Source organism: Amycolatopsis tolypomycina, from assembly GCF_900105945.1.
In the GTDB taxonomy this organism is placed as follows: Bacteria; Actinomycetota; Actinomycetes; order Mycobacteriales; family Pseudonocardiaceae; genus Amycolatopsis; species Amycolatopsis tolypomycina.
In genome coordinates this window covers 832,932-849,575 of record NZ_FNSO01000004.1, presented here as the reverse complement: position 1 = coordinate 849,575, position 16,644 = coordinate 832,932, and the positions used below count along the sequence as shown (strand labels likewise).

10 protein-coding genes are annotated in these 16,644 nt (G+C 72.6%); 6 read left to right on the top strand and 4 right to left on the bottom strand.

All coding sequences use genetic code 11. The features are described 5' to 3' along the window. The first annotated feature begins 31 nt into the window (after window positions 1-31). Window positions 32-3,958: a type VII secretion protein EccCa gene (eccCa, locus tag BLW76_RS14645; protein WP_091307325.1), complete on the top strand. Its 3,927-nt coding sequence runs from the start codon at window positions 32-34 to the stop codon at window positions 3,956-3,958. A gap of 9 nt (window positions 3,959-3,967) precedes the next feature. Here eccCa and BLW76_RS14640 read toward each other — a convergent pair whose 3' ends face one another. Genes BLW76_RS14640 through BLW76_RS14625 form a run of 4 tightly spaced genes read right to left on the bottom strand, consistent with a single transcriptional unit; the run spans window position 3,968 to window position 9,391 of the window. Next, on the bottom strand, window positions 3,968-4,405 hold the full coding sequence (locus BLW76_RS14640) for a hypothetical protein (protein ID WP_091307323.1): 438 nt from the start codon (window positions 4,403-4,405) through the stop codon (window positions 3,968-3,970). Window positions 4,406-4,427: 22 nt separating this feature from the next. Further along, window positions 4,428-5,090, bottom strand: coding sequence for a DUF4190 domain-containing protein (locus BLW76_RS14635; protein WP_244170167.1), 663 nt, complete (start codon window positions 5,088-5,090; stop codon window positions 4,428-4,430). Between the two features lie 12 nt (window positions 5,091-5,102). Beyond that, complete coding sequence (locus BLW76_RS14630) at window positions 5,103-5,855, bottom strand: hypothetical protein (RefSeq protein ID WP_143060630.1); 753 nt, start codon at window positions 5,853-5,855, stop codon at window positions 5,103-5,105. Beyond that, window positions 5,852-9,391: a polymorphic toxin type 17 domain-containing protein gene (locus BLW76_RS14625; protein ID WP_143060629.1), complete on the bottom strand. Its 3,540-nt coding sequence runs from the start codon at window positions 9,389-9,391 to the stop codon at window positions 5,852-5,854. The genes BLW76_RS14630 and BLW76_RS14625 overlap by 4 nt, the downstream gene beginning before the upstream one ends. A 337-nt stretch (window positions 9,392-9,728) precedes the next feature. Between BLW76_RS14625 and BLW76_RS14620 the strand changes: the two genes are divergently transcribed. The 5 genes from BLW76_RS14620 (at window position 9,729) to BLW76_RS14600 (ending at window position 16,604) form a co-directional block, all read left to right on the top strand. Next, the gene (locus BLW76_RS14620) at window positions 9,729-10,229 is read left to right on the top strand and encodes a hypothetical protein (protein WP_091307315.1); all 501 of its coding nucleotides are present in this window, start codon (window positions 9,729-9,731) and stop codon (window positions 10,227-10,229) included. A gap of 39 nt (window positions 10,230-10,268) precedes the next feature. Continuing rightward, a complete protein-coding gene (locus BLW76_RS14615; protein WP_091307313.1) occupies window positions 10,269-12,260 on the top strand; it encodes a trypsin-like serine protease in 1,992 nt (663 codons plus the stop codon). Window positions 12,261-12,321: 61 nt separating this feature from the next. Beyond that, window positions 12,322-13,863, top strand: coding sequence for a tachylectin-related carbohydrate-binding protein (locus tag BLW76_RS14610; RefSeq protein WP_091307310.1), 1,542 nt, complete (start codon window positions 12,322-12,324; stop codon window positions 13,861-13,863). A 20-nt stretch (window positions 13,864-13,883) separates the two neighbouring features. After that, complete coding sequence (locus BLW76_RS14605; RefSeq protein WP_091307306.1) at window positions 13,884-15,758, top strand: FG-GAP-like repeat-containing protein; 1,875 nt, start codon at window positions 13,884-13,886, stop codon at window positions 15,756-15,758. Between the two features lie 141 nt (window positions 15,759-15,899). Next, the gene (locus BLW76_RS14600; RefSeq protein WP_244170166.1) at window positions 15,900-16,604 is read left to right on the top strand and encodes a S1 family peptidase; all 705 of its coding nucleotides are present in this window, start codon (window positions 15,900-15,902) and stop codon (window positions 16,602-16,604) included. Window positions 16,605-16,644 lie beyond the last annotated feature (40 nt).

Genomic DNA, 16,644 nt, shown 5'->3' with positions numbered 1-16,644 from the left:
GAGCCGCCCCGATCCGCTGGAGCATTGCTGCATGAGCATCCCGCCCGAGCGCCCGTCCGAGATCGTGCTGCAGTCGCCGCCGATGCTCCCGAAGAGCTCGTCCGGCGGCATGGTGCAGCTGATGATGTTCCTGCCGATGATGCTCGGCATGGGCGCGATGTCGTTCGTCTACATCGGACGCGACGGCGGCGTGATGACGTGGATCTTCGGCGCCCTGTTCATCTGCGCCATGGGCGGCATGGTCGTGATGTCGCTGGGCCGCGGCGGGATGGCGAAGAAGGCGCAGATCAACGACGAACGCCGGGACTACCAGCGCTACCTCTCCGGGCTGCGCGCCCAGGTCCGCGACATCGCCGACGGCCAGCGCGCGGCCATGATCGCCGTCCAGCCCGACCCGGCCGACCTGTGGGCCTACGTCGAGACCGGCAAGCTGTGGGACCGGCGGCGCGGCGACGGCCACTTCGCGCAGGTGCGCGCGGGCACCGGGCCGCAGCGGCTCGCGACGCCGTTGAAGGCGCCGCAGACCGTGCCGCTGGAGGACCTGGACCCGGTGTCCTCCACCAGCCTCAAGCACTTCATCCGCACCTACTCGACGGTGGACGGGCTGCCGGTCGCGCTGTCGCTGCGGTCGTTCGCCGCGGTCACCGTGGCCGGGCGGCGGCCCGACGTGCTCGGCCTGGTGCGGGCGCTGCTGTGCCAGCTCGTCACCTTCCACTCCCCCGCGGACCTGCGGGTCGCGGTCTGCGTGTCACCGGACCGGCAGCACGACTGGGAATGGCTCAAGTGGCTGCCGCACGCGACGGCGGCCGGCGCGGCCGACGCCGTCGGCGCGAAACGGCTCGCCGCCGACACCGCGGCCGGGCTCGCCGAACTGCTGGGCGCCGACCTGGGCGAACGCCCCGCGTTCAGCAGGCGCGCCGCGGCGGAGCTGGACCTGCCGCACCTCGTGGTCGTCGTCGACGGCGGCACCGCTCACGGCGAACCCCGGCTGATCGGCGAGGACGGCAGGCTCGGCGTCACCGTCATCGAGGCCGGGCCGGAGCACCCGCGGGCGTCGTCGACCGAGAAGCTGCTGAGCCTGCACACCGCACCCGAGTCGCTCGGCATGGTCGTCAGCGACGGCGGCGAGTCGCGGCTCGGCTTCCTCGGCCGCCCGGACACCCTCGACCGCGGCGCCGCCGAGGCACTGGCCCGGATGCTGACGCCGCTGCACACCGCGGCCGCGGTCGTCGGCGAGAAACCGATGTCGACGACGTTCGGGCTGGCCGGGCTGCTCGGCATCGGCGATCCGCGCGACACCGACACCACCGTGACGTGGGCCCCGCGCGCGGCCCGCGACCGGCTGCGGATCCCGCTGGGCGTCAACCCGGAAGGCCGGCCGGTCGAGCTGGACCTCAAGGAGTCGGCCGAAGGCGGGATGGGCCCGCACGGGCTGGTCATCGGCGCGACCGGGTCCGGCAAGAGCGAGCTGCTGCGGACGCTGGTGACGGCGCTGGCCGTGATGCACTCGTCGGAGACGCTCAACCTGGCGCTCATCGACTTCAAGGGCGGCGCGACGTTCGCCGGGATGACCGGGCTGCCGCACACGTGCGCCGTCATCACCAACCTGTCCGACGACCTCGCGCTGGTCGACCGGATGGCGGACGCGTTGAACGGCGAACTGCTGCGGCGGCAGGAACTGCTGCACGCGGCCGGGAACTACGCGTCGGTGCGGGACTACGAGAAGGCCCGCGCGGACGGCGCGCCGCTCGAACCGCTGCCGTCGCTGCTGGTGATCATCGACGAGTTCAGCGAGCTGCTGTCCTCGCGGCCGGAGTTCATCGACCTGTTCGTCGCGATCGGCAGGCTCGGGCGCTCACTGGGGATTCACCTGCTGCTGGCGTCCCAGCGGCTGGAGGAGGGCCGGCTGCGCGGGCTCGACTCGCACCTGTCGTACCGGATCGGGCTGCGGACGTTCTCCGCCGCGGAAAGCCGGGCGGTGCTGGGTGTCGCGGACGCCTACCACCTGCCGCCGGTGCCGGGGTCGGCGTACCTGAAGTCCGACACCGAAACGCTGGTCCGGCTCAAGGCGGCCTACGTCTCCGGGGAGCTGCCGCCGCGGAGCACGGTCGTGCGCGAGGACGGCCAGGAGCTGGGTGTGCTGCCGTTTTCCCTGGCCCCGGTGGAAATCCCGGTCACGACCGAGGTGTCTCCCGTTGCGGAAGCGGAGGGCACCGGCGAGACGATCATCGGCGCGATGCTGTCCCGCCTGGAGGGCCGCGGCCCGGCCGCGCACCAGATCTGGCTGCCGCCGCTGAACGAACCGCCGACGCTGGACCAGCTCCTGCCGCCGCTGGGCGAGGACGCGGCGCGCGGCCTGTGCCCGCTCGGCTGGGGCGGCAACGGGAAGCTGACGATCCCGGTGGCGCTGGTGGACAAGCCGTTCGAGCAGCGCCGCGACCTGCTGTGGGCGGATTTTTCGGGAGCGGCCGGGCACGCGCTGATCGTCGGCGCCCCACAGAGCGGCAAGTCGACGCTGATGAAGGACATCGCGGGCATGCTCGCCCTGACGCACACGCCGGCCGAGGTCCAGCTGTTCGTGCTGGACATGGGCGGCGGCGCGCTGGCGCCGATCGCCGGCCTGCCGCACGTGTCGGGCTACGCGACCCGGCGCGACGCGCAGCGCTGCCGCCGGGTGGTCGCCGAGCTGACGACGTTGCTGGAGCAGCGCGAGGAGTTCTTCGCGGCACAGGGGATCGAGTCGATGGCGGCGTTCCGCGCCCGCCGCGCGGAGTTCACCGAGAGCACGGACGAGCGCGAGTTCGGCGACGTGTTCCTGTTCGTGGACAACTGGACGACGATCCGCCAGGAGTACGAGCAGCTGGAGGAGCAGATCACCGGGCTGGCCGCGCGCGGCCTCGGCTTCGGCATCCACGTGATCGTCTCGCTCAACCAGTGGATCGGCGTCCGCGCGCAGCTGCGCGACGCGATCGGCACCCGCTTCGAGCTGCGCCTGGGCGACCCGATGGATTCGTCGATCGACCGCAAGGTGGCGGCCAACGTCCCCGCCGACCGCCCCGGCCGCGGCATCACGGCGGAGAAGCTCCACTTCCTGGCGGCGCTACCCCGCATAGACACCGACCAGCGCCCGGAGACGATCGGCGCCGGCGGCGTCGACCTGGTGCGGCGGATTTCCGAGGCGTGGCAGGGACCGCGCGCCCCCCAGGTCCGGCTCCTGCCACCCGAGGTGCCCCTCGACGGGTTGCCCGCGGCCCCTTCGCGGCAGGTGACGTTGGGTATCGCGGAGTCGACGTTGCGCCCGGTGTACCTGGATTTCGCGACGGACCCGCACTTCGTGGCTTTCGGCGACGTGGAGTCGGGCAAGAGTTCGCTGTTGCGTGCGCTGGCTCAGGGCATCACATCGGCGTACACCCCGGAGGAAGCGGCGATCATCGTGGCGGACTACCGCCGGGGGCTCTTGGGTGCGGTGTCCGAGCCGCACCTGCTGGGCTACGCGGGGGCGGAGGGCAAGCTGACGGACCTGATCGGCGAGTGCGCGACGGCGATGCGCAACCGCCTGCCGGGCCCGTCGGTGACGCCGGAGCAGCTGCGCAACCGCTCGTGGTGGCGCGGACCGGAGCTGTTCGTCCTGGTGGACGACTACGAACTGGTGGCGACGGTCGGGCGGAACCCGTTGCAGCCGTTGCTGGAGTTCCTGCCGCAGGCCCGGGACATCGGCCTGCACCTGGTGATCGTCCGCGGTTCGGGCGGCGCCGGGCGGGCGCTGTTCGAGCCGGTGCTGCAGCGGCTGCGAGAGCTGGGCTCGCCGGGGTTGATCATGTCGGGGACGAAGGACGAAGGGGCGTTGCTGGCGGACGTGAAGCCTTCGCCGCAGCCGCCGGGGCGGGGAACGCTGGTGTCGCGACGGCACGGGACCGGGTTGGTGCAGGTGGCGTGGACGAAGCCGGCGGAGTCGTAGCCCCCGTGGTCACTCCAGCAGGGTCCGCACACCCGCGAGGAGCTCCTCGTCGGTGACGTCGCCCGGCTCGCGCAGCTCGGGGTCGATCGGGTAGTCCTCGAGCAGGAAGAACACCTCGCCGAGCAGCCACGCCAACCGGTCGCGCACCCGCTCGCCGCGCTCGTCCGCCCGTCGGCGAGCGGCGTACCAGCGCCGGGCGAACTCGGCGCCGGACAGGTCCCCGTGGGCGAACGCCACCCCCGAACCGGACGCCACCTCGGCCGGCGACCGCCACGCGTGCGCGCCGGGCGGGAACCGCTCGGCGGCAGCCAGCAATTCGGGACAGCCCAGCCGCCGAGCCACCCGGCCGAACCGCGCCCGCGCGTCGTCGACCCCGTGCGGCAGCGCGGCGCGGAGGAACCGCGGAGTGCCCGTGACCAGGGCGTACCCGAGGCCGGTGACGAGCACGGCCACTCGTCCAGCGGCCGCTTCACCGGAGCCGCGCCGTGACGGCACTCAAGCACCTCGCGCGCACCCACGGCCCGCCCACCGGCCCGCAGCAGGCCGAGCAGCAGATCGCCCGGTGCTTGCCCTCGGCCCAGCGCGCCGACGTCGGCGTCATGACCTGCACGCGGACGCCGGGTACCGAGCGGGCGCCGGCTTCGCAGCGGGCCAGGGTGGTCCGGTAGAGCTCGAGGACGTCGGGCATCGGGCCCTCCCCCAGCGGGAGCACCTCGAAGGCCTCACCGGTGTGCCCGGCCGCGCACGGCCTCCGGAACACGTCGGCCTCACCCGAGGTGGCCGGCGCCCAGAAGCAGTCGCCGACGGCGAGGTCGAGCCCGTGCACCACCCCCTCGGGCAGCCGTTCCTGGGCGGCCGGCCGCGGCCACCCCAACGTCCCGGTGCCGACCCCGTACGCGAAGACGCCCACCCAGGCGACGAAGGCCACCAGCCCGCAGACGACGAACCCGAGACCCCGCTGCCGCTGTTTCCGGATCCGCGAGATCGCGACGGCACCGCACACCGGCGCGAGCACCCCGCCGATCAGGCCGAACACCAGGGTGGCGATCGCGTACCCGCTGACCGGCTGCTGCCGGAGTTCGGTGCGCATCAGCTCGTCGAAGAGCTCGGGATCGTGCTGTCGCTCGGACATCCCGCCCAGGTCTCAATCCTCGTAGAGCGGATCGTCCTCGACCCGCACGGCCACTGATTCGAGGTGGCCGGCCGGGACGGCGTCCAGCCGGTCGGCGAGCATCCCGGCCACCCGCCGCTGCCCCGCCTCGGCGTCCTCGCCGTCGAGCGCGGGGACGGCCGAGAGCAGCGCGACCTCGCAGTACTCCGCCGCCGAGCCTGCCGCCCGCGCCGAGACGATCTGGACGGTCGACGCCCGCGTCGCTTCGGCGACCGGCCGGTACCGCTCGAGCGCCTGCCCCGGATCGGCCCCCGGGACCCGCAGGTGCACCCGTGAAACGAGGTCCGAGTCCGCCCGGGGGGTGAAGTCGGGGCGGGTCACGTAGGTCGCGACCCGCGTTTCGCCGCCCCCGGGGACGGCTAGCAGCCCGTAGACGACGTAGCCGTCGACCGCCAGCTCCCCGAACGGCAGGTCGGCGTAGCCGCCCGCCTCCGGGTCACCGTGGATTTCGAGGGCGGCGGGATCAAGGCGGTACTTAAGGGCCACCGGCAGCACCGCGCGCCGCAGCGCCTCGCCGGCGGTCTCCGCCTCGGCCACCGGACAGGAAAGGAACAGGGAAAGGGTGAAGCCCTTCCGGCCGCCTTCCGGGTCGGCGCGCCGGAGCTCCAGTGCCGAAGCCCCGAACTCCCCGGCCAGCGCCGCGGACACACCGGCCGCCGTGGCGAATTCCTCGGTTTCGACGCCGATCAGGATATTCGCCACGACGTCCGATGTGGAAAACCTCATTTGTGCGTTACACGTCCTTCAGGCGAGATATTCGCGTGCCCTGCGTCCTTGGCGAAGTAGTCCATCTTACCATCGCCATTTCTGATCTGGACGTCCCATTCGGACTTGTTCGGGTCCCACTTCCAGCCGTTGCCGTAGGCGTCCTCGTACATCCCGTTGCGTTTGGGCTTGGCCGGGTTGAAGTTCTTCGGCGGCACGAACCGGATCGGCCCCATCGTCGGCAGCCTGGCGTCCTTGAGGGCACGGAGGAACTCCGGTCCCTTGCCGCTGAGGAACTTTTCCGCGTCCCGCTGCATGGCGTTCATCACGCCGAGCGCGCGGTTCGCGTGCTCGGGCGAGAGGCCCTTCAGGTTGTGCGCGACGTTCTCCAGGAATCCCGGCCGCCCCAGGTAGGGCGCGAGGTTCACGAACGCCTTTTCGATCCGGCGCGCGGCCTTGGCCAGGTCCGCTCCCGCGCCGAGCCCCGGGATGGCCCCGACGACCGACATCCCCACGCCGGCCCAGTCGCCGTTGAACAGGCTCATCAGACCGGAGCCGACGTTGGTCACCGGCGTCGGGTCGAACATGCTCGCGATGTCGATCAGCAGGCCGGCGAGGTCGGCGAGCGACATCCCGCCCTCGAGGACCATCTCCTCGGGCACGACCGGATCGGCCTCACCGGTCGGTTCCTGCGGCACCGGCACCGGGTTCTCGCGCTGGGCCTTCGCCTCCGCGTCGCGCTTGTCCGAATAGATCTTCAACGCGTCCGCCGCCGCCTGCGCGGCTTCGTCGGCCGATTTCCTGGCCGCGAGGGCCGAAGCACGGGCCTGGTCCGCCGATTCCTGTGCCTCGGCGGCCCACGCCCGGGCCTGCGCCGCGGACGACGACGCCTCGGCAGCCGACTGTTCGGCCGACCGTGCGGAGCTCTGTGCCGAGTTCGCCGCGTCGCGGGCCTGCTGGGCCGAGCGCGCGGCCGCGTCCGCCGACTCCTGTGCCTCGCGGGCGGACTGCGCGGCCCGATCCGCGGCACCCTTGGCTTCCTCGGCCGCCCGCTTCGCCTGGTCGGCGTAGGCCTGCGCCTCACCGGCGGCGTTGCGGGCCACCGCGGCCGCCCGCGCCGCCTCGGCAGCACTCGCCCTGGCTTCGGCCGCCAGCCGCGCCGCTTCGGCGACGTAGCGCCGGATCTCCGCGGCGTGGGTCGCCGCGTCGTGGTCCATCCGCTGGGCCTTGTACTGCCCGACCTGGAGGAAGATCCGCAGGAAGGACGGCGGCCCGGACAGGGCGACCTGGCCGGCGGCCTTGACGTTCGGTCCGCCGGTGCTGATGATCCGGCCCACGGCGATCCGGTCGTCGTGTTCGGCCGCCGTGTACTGCCCGACGGCGAGGAACTGCTCGACGTCCGCCGGGGTGCCGTTCAGCGCCTGCTGCGCGGCGTCCTTCGTGGCCGGTCCGCCGGTGCTCATGATCTGGCCGACGCGCACCCGGTCGTCGGCCACCTTGCCGTCGTAGTACTGGGTGCGCAGGAACTCCTGGACACCCGGGTAGGCACCGAACAACGCGGTTTCGGCGGCGGTCTTCTTCGCCGCCTTGCCCGCGGAGTCCGCCAGGTAGGCGACGCGGGCCCGGTCGTCCTTCTCGGCCGCGACCTGACGCTGGGTCCGCACGTACGAAAGCACGTCGGCCTCGTTGCCGGCCAGCGCCGCTTCCGCGGCCTCCTTCGTCCACGACCCGCCGGTCCTGCGCAGCTGGATCGCGATCTTGCGCCCGTTCGCCACCTTGGTCGCGACCGACGCGTCCGGTGCCCCGGCCTCGGCGATCAGCCGCTGGGTCTCCTGGTCCAGCCGGGCGGCCTCGGCCGCTTCCCACTCGGCGTCGGCTCGTCGCGTGTCGTACGCCTGTTTCGCCTGCTCGGCGACGCCGATCGCCTCGGCGGTGTCGTTCGCGAGCCGGTCGGCCTCGCTCTGCCTGGCGGTCGCCTCGATCCGTTCGGCCTCGGTGGCCGCCGCCGTGGCGGCGTCTGCCGCGCGAAGCGACGCTTCGGCGTGGAGCGTGGCTTCCTTGGCCGCGTCCTGGGCCTGTCCGGCGTGCTTGGCCGCCTCTTCGGCGGCCGTCGCCGCCGCCTCCGCGTGCCCGGCCGCGGAACGGGCCGCCTGGGACGCCTCGGCCGCCGCGCTCGCCGCCTGGTTGGCGAACGACTCCGCGGCGTTCGCGGCGCGGTTGGCTTCGGCGGCCTTCCGCTTCGCCGTGGCTGCCGCGTTCCTGGCCCGCTGGGCTTCCGCGCCGGCGGAGCCGGCGTACCCGGCGGCTTCGCTCGCGGCGGCCGCGGCGGCGTCGGCGTTCGCGCCGGCGCTGCGGGCCGAGCCGGCCGCGGAGGCGGCGTTCACCGCGGCGGCACCGGCCGCCGTCGCCGCGTCGGCGGCGAGGTTGGCCGCGGCCGCGACCGCCCTGGCGTCCACCGCGGCCTGGCGGGCCGCGTCGGCCTGGCTCGCGTCACCGGCCGCCGCGGCGGCGGCGTTGCGGGCCCGGACCGCGGCCTGCCCCGCGGCCGCGGCGGCGGAAGCGGCCTTGGCCGCGGCGTTCGCCGCGACCCGCGCGGCCTGGTTCGCCGCGTTGGCCGCCGCGATCGCGGCCTGCGCCGCGTCCGCGGCCCGCCCGGCCGAATCGGCGGCCCGGCCCGCGGCCTCCGCGGCCCGGCCGGCGTCGTTCTTCGCCGCCTCGGTCTCCTGGGCCGCCCGCTGCGCGGCCTCCTTGGCCAGGCGGGAGGACTCGACCGCACGGGCCGAAGCTTCCTTGGCCGCTTCGGTCTCGCGGGCGGCTTCCTCACCGGACTGCTTGGCCAGCGCCGCCAGCTGCGCGACGGACGTCGTCTCCTGGTCACGGGCGCGCGCGATGTACTGCCCGGAGGCGAGGAACTCCTTGATGTCGTCGGCGGTGCCCGAGAGGGCGATCTGGGCCGCCTGCTTCACGTTCGGGCCGCCTTCGACCATGATCCGGCCGACGAGCACCCGGTTGTCGCGCTCGGCCGGCTCGAACTGCCCCGTGGTGAGGAACCGCCACACGTCGTCGGCGGTCCCGTTCAGCGCGGCCTGCGCGGCTTCCCGGACACCGCGGCCGCCGGTGCTCATGATCTGGCCGACCCGGACCCGCATGTCCTGCTCGAGCGGGGCCCGCCAGCCGTCGGCCAGGAAGGCCCGCACGTCCTCGGGGGTCCCGTTCAGCGCGGCCTGCGCCGCTTCCCGGAGCCCCCGGCCGCCGGTGGCGAGGACCTGCCCGACCCGGACGCGGTCGTCCTGCACGCGCGCCGCGGTCTCGCCGGTCCGCAGGAATTCGGCGACCTCCGCGTCGGAGCCCGCCAAGGCGATCTCCGCCGCCCTGGCCACCCCCGCTGTGCCGGTCTGCACGATCGCCAGCACCCGCGCCCGGTCGGCCGTCCCGCCGTCCGGGGTGTCGGCGCCGGCGACCGGCCCGGCACCCGCCGTTCCCGCCACCAACGTGCCGACCATGGCCAGCACCACCAGGGCGCGCCGCACCGGCACGCCGCCACGTCTGGTTCCCACCCTGCTCGATCCCCCTCGAATGAATTCGCATGATCAGACGAAGCGACCATAACCACCCGACAATGCACAGCACCAGGCGGCATCGATTCCGGGATCTGTCAATCCTCCGTTCGTCGGCACACCGAAGGCCAGCGCGATTAATCACGTCGGATTGCATTCCGGCAAAACGTTAGCCGCCCAGCCTAAATTGTGATCAAAGTCATAGTTATGTGAATTTTACCATCCAGGAATTCTTCCGACACCTGTCCTGCCTAGCGTTTCGCAAGGGGGGCGGTCTGTCGTGCCAAGCATCTGCCTGGGCACCGTTTCCCGATTTCGACACGGAGGAACGGTCATCGTGAATTCTGCTCGCACCCGTCTCGCTGCCTTCGGCGCCGGCCTGCTCGGGCTGGCCGCGCTGGCCACCACGGTGATCACCGCCCCGGCGGGCGCGACCGGCGCCACCACCGCGGACGACACCCCGCCGCCGATCGTCGAAACCTACGACTACCCCGGCGCGGACCGGATCCTCGCCGAGCGGAACATCACCCTGCTCAAGGGCGACGGGCACGTCCTGCTGGTGGACTGCGCGAGCGGCGGCGACCTCATCGTCGTGCAGAGCTACAAGATCAAGGGCGGGGACGCCTGTTTCCGCGTCACCGGCACGCCCGGCTTCGTGACCATGCAGATCCCAGAGACCTACTTCATCAAGGGTGACAGCCACACCGCGAAAGCCACATTGACGGCGAAAAGCGCGACGGAAACGGTCGTCATCCAGCCGGGCCAGTGGACCCCGGTCGGCGAATCGATGCCGAACCACGACCCGGCCGCGCTTCTCGAAATCCGAGTGACGGCGTAGCGGACGAATCCACCGATCCGCGAGAGAGAACAAGCCTTCATGTCTGTTTCCCGCACCGCCACGGCCGTCGCCCTGATCGCGGCCGGGCTGCTGACCGCAGCGCCCGCCGAGGCCGTTTCCGGCGGTACCGCCGCCACTCCGGGTGCCTATCCGTTCGCCGCCAAGCTCACCGCCGACGGGCGGGCCTGCGGGGGCTCGCTCGTCGAACCCGATCTCGTCCTCACCGCCGCGAGCTGCTTCCCCGAAAACCCGCAGGGCGGGGTGCCTGCCAGGGCGACCACCGCCACCATCGGCAAAACCAGCCTGAGCGGCACCGGCGGCCACGTCGCGGCCGTCACGAACGTCGTCGTCCGGGCCGACCGGGACGTCGCGTTGGCCCGGCTCGCCACGCCCGTCACCGGTATCGCTCCGCTGCCGCTGGGCACCACCCCGGCCGGCGATGAGACGCTCAGCCTGGCCGGGTACGGCCGCACCGAAAGCGAATGGGTGCCCGACACGCTGCACGTCGGCGCGTTCAAGGCCTCCTCGTCGACGGCGACCACCCTGTCCCTCACCGGCACGAACGGCACCGATGCCTGCAAGGGCGACGCCGGGGCGCCGATCTTCCGCGACGCCGGCGGCCGCACCGACGTCGTCGCCGTGGCCGGCGCCTCGTGGCAGCACGGCTGCTTCGGGGAGACCACGACCCGGCAGGGCACCACCGCCGCCCGCGTCGACGACCTCGCCGGCTGGATCCGGCAGCAGGCGCTGGCACCGTCGGCCAAGGCCGTCGGGCACGCGATCACCCTGTCCTGGCACCCGGTGAGCGACCGCACCGCCTACCGCGTCTACGCCTCGGCCACCCCGGACGTCCCGGTCGACGGCACGCACCTGCTGGGCAGTGTCGACGGCACGTCGTACACGCACACCGGCCTGCCCGCCAAGCAGACCCGCTACTACCGCGTCGTCGTCGCGACGACCGACGGTGGCACCAGCACGCCGACCGACGTGCTCTCCGCGACCACGCCGGTCTCGGCGGGCAACGACTTCACCGGCGACGGCAAGGACGACGCGGGCGCGGCCTACGACCTGCGCAACGCCCGCACCGGCATGTACGTCTGGCCGACGACCGCGGCCGGCGGCGTGGGCGCGCCGGCGCTGAAGTGGAGCGCCGACGGCTGGGAGGCCGGCAAGGCCCGCTGGGTCAGCGGCGACTTCAACGGCGACGGCCGCACCGACATCGCCGCGTTCTACGACTACCTGGACGGCGGCTCGAACCTGTTCCTCTGGTACGCCAACAGCTCCGGCGGGTTCGACCACCAGGGCATCAAGTGGGGCGGGGCCTTCCGGCCGCTGAACGCGCGCCTCACCGCGGGCGACTTCGACGGCGACGGCCGCACGGACATCGCGGCCGCCTACGACAACGGCAACGCCGACCTGAGCATGCTGACCTGGCACGCGACGACGACCGGGTTCGACGCCCCGGTCACGCAGTGGCGCACCGGGCCGGGCAACTGGTACCTCGCCCAGTCCAGCTGGCGGGGCGGCGACTTCAACGGCGACGGCCGGGCCGACCTGGCCGCGTTCTACGACTACCACGACAACACGGCGAACCTGTTCCTCTTCCACGGCAACGCTTCCGGCGGGCTCGACGCGCAGGGCGTCAAGTGGAACGGCGGCATCCCGACCGGCAAGGCGAAGTTCGTCTCCGGCGACTTCGACGGCGACGGGCGCACCGACCTCGGCGCCGCGATCGACCTCGGCGGCGCGAACCTGACGTTCCGCACCTGGCACGCCACGGCCACCGGCGTCGACGCCCCGGTCACGCAGTGGACGAGCGGGCCGGGCCAGTGGAACCTCGGCCAGTCGCAGTGGACCGCGGGCGACTTCGACGGCGACGGCCGCACGGACCTGTTCGCCACCTACGACTACGGCGGCTCGAACACGAACGTGTTCCGCTTCCGCGCGAACGCCACCGGTGGCTTCGACCACGAGGGCGTCAAGTGGAGCAGCAACGGCACGTTCAACGCCGCCCAGTCGACCCTGCTCTGACCCCCGCGGTGGCGGTGTCCCCCGCGGACGCCGCCACCGCGGGCCACCCGAGGGGAAATCCATGCGCAAACTGAGTTCCGCCGCCCTGTCCGTCACCCTGCTCGCCGGCGGCCTGCTGGCCGCGACCCCCGCGCAGGCCCTGTCCGGCGGCACCGCCGTGCCGGTCGGCACCCACCCGTTCCTCGCCCGGATCGCCACGCCCACCAAGGCCTGCACGGGCGCCCTCGTCGACCCGTCCTGGATCCTCACCTCGGCGTCCTGCCTGACGGCGGCGGACTCCGGCGCCCCGGCCGAGGCCGCGACCGTCGTGGTCGGCGACGTCGACCTGAGCACCGGCGCCGGCTTCACCACGACGCTGACCAAGGTCGTGCGCCGCACCGACCGCGACGTCGTCCTGGCGAAGCTGGAGAAGCCGGCGACCGGCGTCGCGACGGTCGCCCTCGCCACCACCGCGCCGCAGGCCGGGGAAACCCTGCAGGTGGCCGGGTTCGGCCGCACCGCCACCGAGTGGGTGCCCGCGCGGCCGCGCGTCGCGCCGTTCACCGTCTCGGCCGTCACCGGCGCCACCGTGTCGGTCTCGTCGGCCGACGGCACCGACACCTGCAAGGGCGACGCGGGCGGTCCCGCGTTCCGCCTGGCGGGCGGCACCGCCCAGCTGGTGGCCCTGAGCAGCACGTCGTGGCAGCACGGCTGCCTCGACGTCACCGAAACCCGCTCCGGCGGCACCGAAACCCGCGTCGACGACCTCGCCGGCTGGATCCGCGACAACACCGTGCCGACCCCGGTTTCGTGCCCGGCAGGCGCCCCGATCTGGACCGCCCGCGCCGACGGTTCCCTGTGGCGCTACGTCCACCTCGACCCCGCCGGCGGCGCGGTCAGCTGGACGCAGCCGGGCAGCGCGGTCGGCTCCGGCTGGACCGGCCGCGTGCTGGCCGGCAAGGGCGGCGTCATCTGGGACATCCACCGCAACAACAGCGCGGGCGACCCGTACCCGAACGGTTCGCTGAAGCGCTGGGTGTACTCGACGAGCACCGGCTGGAGCGGCGGCGGCCAGGTCGGCAGCGGCTGGGGCCGGTACCTCACGGACGAGTACAAGAACCGGATCACCGTCGACGAGAAGAACCGCATCTTCATGATCGACGACCAGGGCCAGCTGAAGTACTACCTCTGGAACGACACGACGGGCGCGTGGGTCAACGGCGCCGGCGACGTCCTCGACACCGGCTGGTCCCGCTTCGACTCGATCACCGCGGCCGGCGACGGCGTGCTGTACGCCCGCAAGCCCGGCGGCGAGCTGTTCCGCTTCAAGTACGACTTCACGGCCAAGGCGTGGGCCGGCCCCGGCAAGCCGGTCGGCGTCGGCTGGCAGATGTTCAGCGAGATCTTCTCGCCGGGCGGCGACATCCTGTACGGCCGCGGCAGCACCGGCACCAGCCCCTTCAACGGGCAGACCGGCCCGGTGCTGCGCTGGTACCGCTACACCGCGAACACCGAGACGTGGGCCCCGTCCGGCCCCGACCACATGGGCGTCACGATCGGCTCGGGCTGGAACACCGAGCTCCACGTGACCGCCGCGCCCGACACCTGCAAGCTCGCCGGCTGACCTTCCCGCAAGGAGTTTCGTTGCGTTCACGCACTTGTCAGAGGTTGACGGCGGTCTCGGCCGCCGTGCTCGCCGCGACCGCGGCCGGCATCGTCCCCGCGGCCGCCGTGCCCGGCCCGGCCGCCGTGAACCTCGGCTTCGCGGCCAAGATCACCACCGAGGGCCGGGCCTGCAGCGGCGCGCTGGTCGAGCCCGCGCTCGTCCTCACGGCCGCGAGCTGCCTCGCCGGGAACCCGGCGGAAAAGCCCGTCAGCGTCACCGTCGGGTCGCACGTCGCCAAGGTGACGGCGGTGCTGCCCCGGACCGATCGCGACGTCGCGCTCGTCCGGATCGACACCACGATCACCGACGTCGCGACGCTGAAGCTCGGCGCGACCGCCGGCGTGCCCGGTGCGTCGGAAGAGCTGACGCTCGCCGGCTGGGGCCGCACGGACACCGAGTGGCTGCCGAACGAGGCCCACACCGGCAAGTTCACCGTCTCGGCTTCCAGCGCGACGACCTTGTCGCTGACCGGCGCCGCCGACGCCTGCAAGGGCGACGCCGGGGCACCGGTCTTCCGCGCGGACGGCACGCTCGTCGCGGTCGCCGGGGCGTCCTGGCAGCACGGCTGCCTCGGCGAAACCGGGACCCGGCAGGGCACGACCGCCGCCCGGGCCGACGACCTGCGCGACTGGATCCGCGGCCTGGCCATCACCGGCACGGCCACGGCGGCCGGCCACGGAGTCACGCTGAACTGGACCCCGCTCGCCGCCTCCGACGACGCGACCTACTCCGTCTACGCCAGCCCGGACGGCCCCGCCGCCTACTCCGCCGAGCAGTTCATCGGCAGCACGAAGTCGACCACGCTGCTGCACTCGGCCACGGCCCACAAGACCTGGCACTACCTGGTCATGGTTTCGGTCGGGGTCACGAGCCCGCAGATCGTCGTCACCACCCGCGGGCGGTCGGCCAGTGACTTCACCGGCGACGGCAAGGACGACATCGCCACCTTCACCCGCGGCACCGCCGCGGACGCCTACACCGCGACCTCGGACGGCACGAAGTTCGTCGGCAACGAGGTGAAGTGGCACGACAACCTCGCGGCCGACGGCGAACTCCCGCTGGGCGGCGACTTCAACGGCGACGGCAAGGTGGACACGGCCGTCTTCAAGCGGGGCTCGAGCGGTGACGTCGTGGTCGCCCTGTCCGACGGCACCAAGTACGGCACCGCGACGCTCTGGCACGACTTCTTCGGCATCGGCGCCGAGATCCCGGCGGTCGGCGACTTCAACGGCGACGGCAAGGACGACATCGCCGTCTTCGTCCGCGGCTCCACGGCCGACGTGTTCGTCGCCCTCTCCGACGGCACGAAGTTCGGCACCAGCGCCAAGTGGCACGACTACTTCGCCCCCAACGACGAAGTTCCCGCGGTCGGCGACTTCAACGGTGACGGCAAGGACGACATCGCCACGTTCACCCGCGGCACCACCGGCGACGTCTACGTCGCCCTCTCCGACGGCACCAGGTTCGTCGGCAACGAGCTGAAGTGGCACGACTACTTCGGCATCGCCGCCGAAGTGCCCACCGTCGGCGACTTCAACGGCGACGGCAAGGACGACATCGTCGTGTTCGTCCGCGGCACCGCCGGCGACGTCTACGTCGCACTGTCCGACGGCACCAAGTTCGGTACTTCGGCGCTCTGGCACGAGTTCTTCGGCATCAACGGCGAGATCCCCGCCGTCGGGGACTTCGACGGTGACGGCAAGGCCGACCTCGGGCTGTTCGTCCGCGGCTCCGCGGCCGACGTGTTCGTCGCCCGCTCGGAGGGCACCAGGTTCGGCACCAGCGCGAAGTGGCACGACTTCTTCGCCTACAACGCCGAGGTGCCCGTGCCGCGGGCGATCACGGTTCTCTGACGCGCTCTCCCCCGGGACCCACGGGTCCCGGGGGAGAGTTACCGACTTCGGTAGGTTCCGAAAATCCTTCACGGCTTTTACGTTGAGCGGACCGTCCCGTTCGGGGCGGATATCCGGATCACCTGGCCGAAGGGCATTTTCATGCGAATGTCGAGGGCTGTGGGCGCGATCGGAGCGGCCGCCGCGGCGCTGAGCCTGGTCTCCGCGGGAGTGGCGGACGCCCAGCAGGACATCATCGGCGGGACCACCGTCTCCTCCGCGCCGTGGGGCGCCCAGATCTACTGGGACAACGTCACGACCTACGGCGGTTTCGAGTGCTCGGGGACGATCATCGCCCCGCAGTGGGTGCTCACCGCCCGGCACTGCCTGAACTCGCCGGGCATGAACGTCAAGGTCGGGAACGTGGCGCTCCAGCAGGGCACGAGCGCCGACGTCGACCAGCAGAAAGCTTCCCCGAACGGGGACATCGCGCTGCTGCACCTGACGACCGCGGTGAACACGACGTACATGAAGCTCGGCACCGGCAACCCGCCGACCGGGTCGACCAACCAGATCTACGGCTGGGGCCGCACGCAGGGCAGCAGCCCGCCGTCGAGCACCCTCAAGACCGCCAACGTGCGCGTCACGGGCCTGAGCTCCGACGCGTACGGCGGCACGGCCATCGCCAGCCAGGGCGTCACCGGCTCGGCGTGGCACGGCGATTCGGGCGGCCCGCAGCTGTACAACGGCGTGCAGGTCGGCGTGTGCTCCACGGGCAGCAACTCCGGTTCGAACACCCAGGGCACGCAGAACTACGCGAGCATCGCCTCGAGCCGCACCTGGATCCGCAACACCGCCGGCGTCTGACGACGCCGTATGCCGCGAGCCGGGCGCCCGGCTCGCGGCA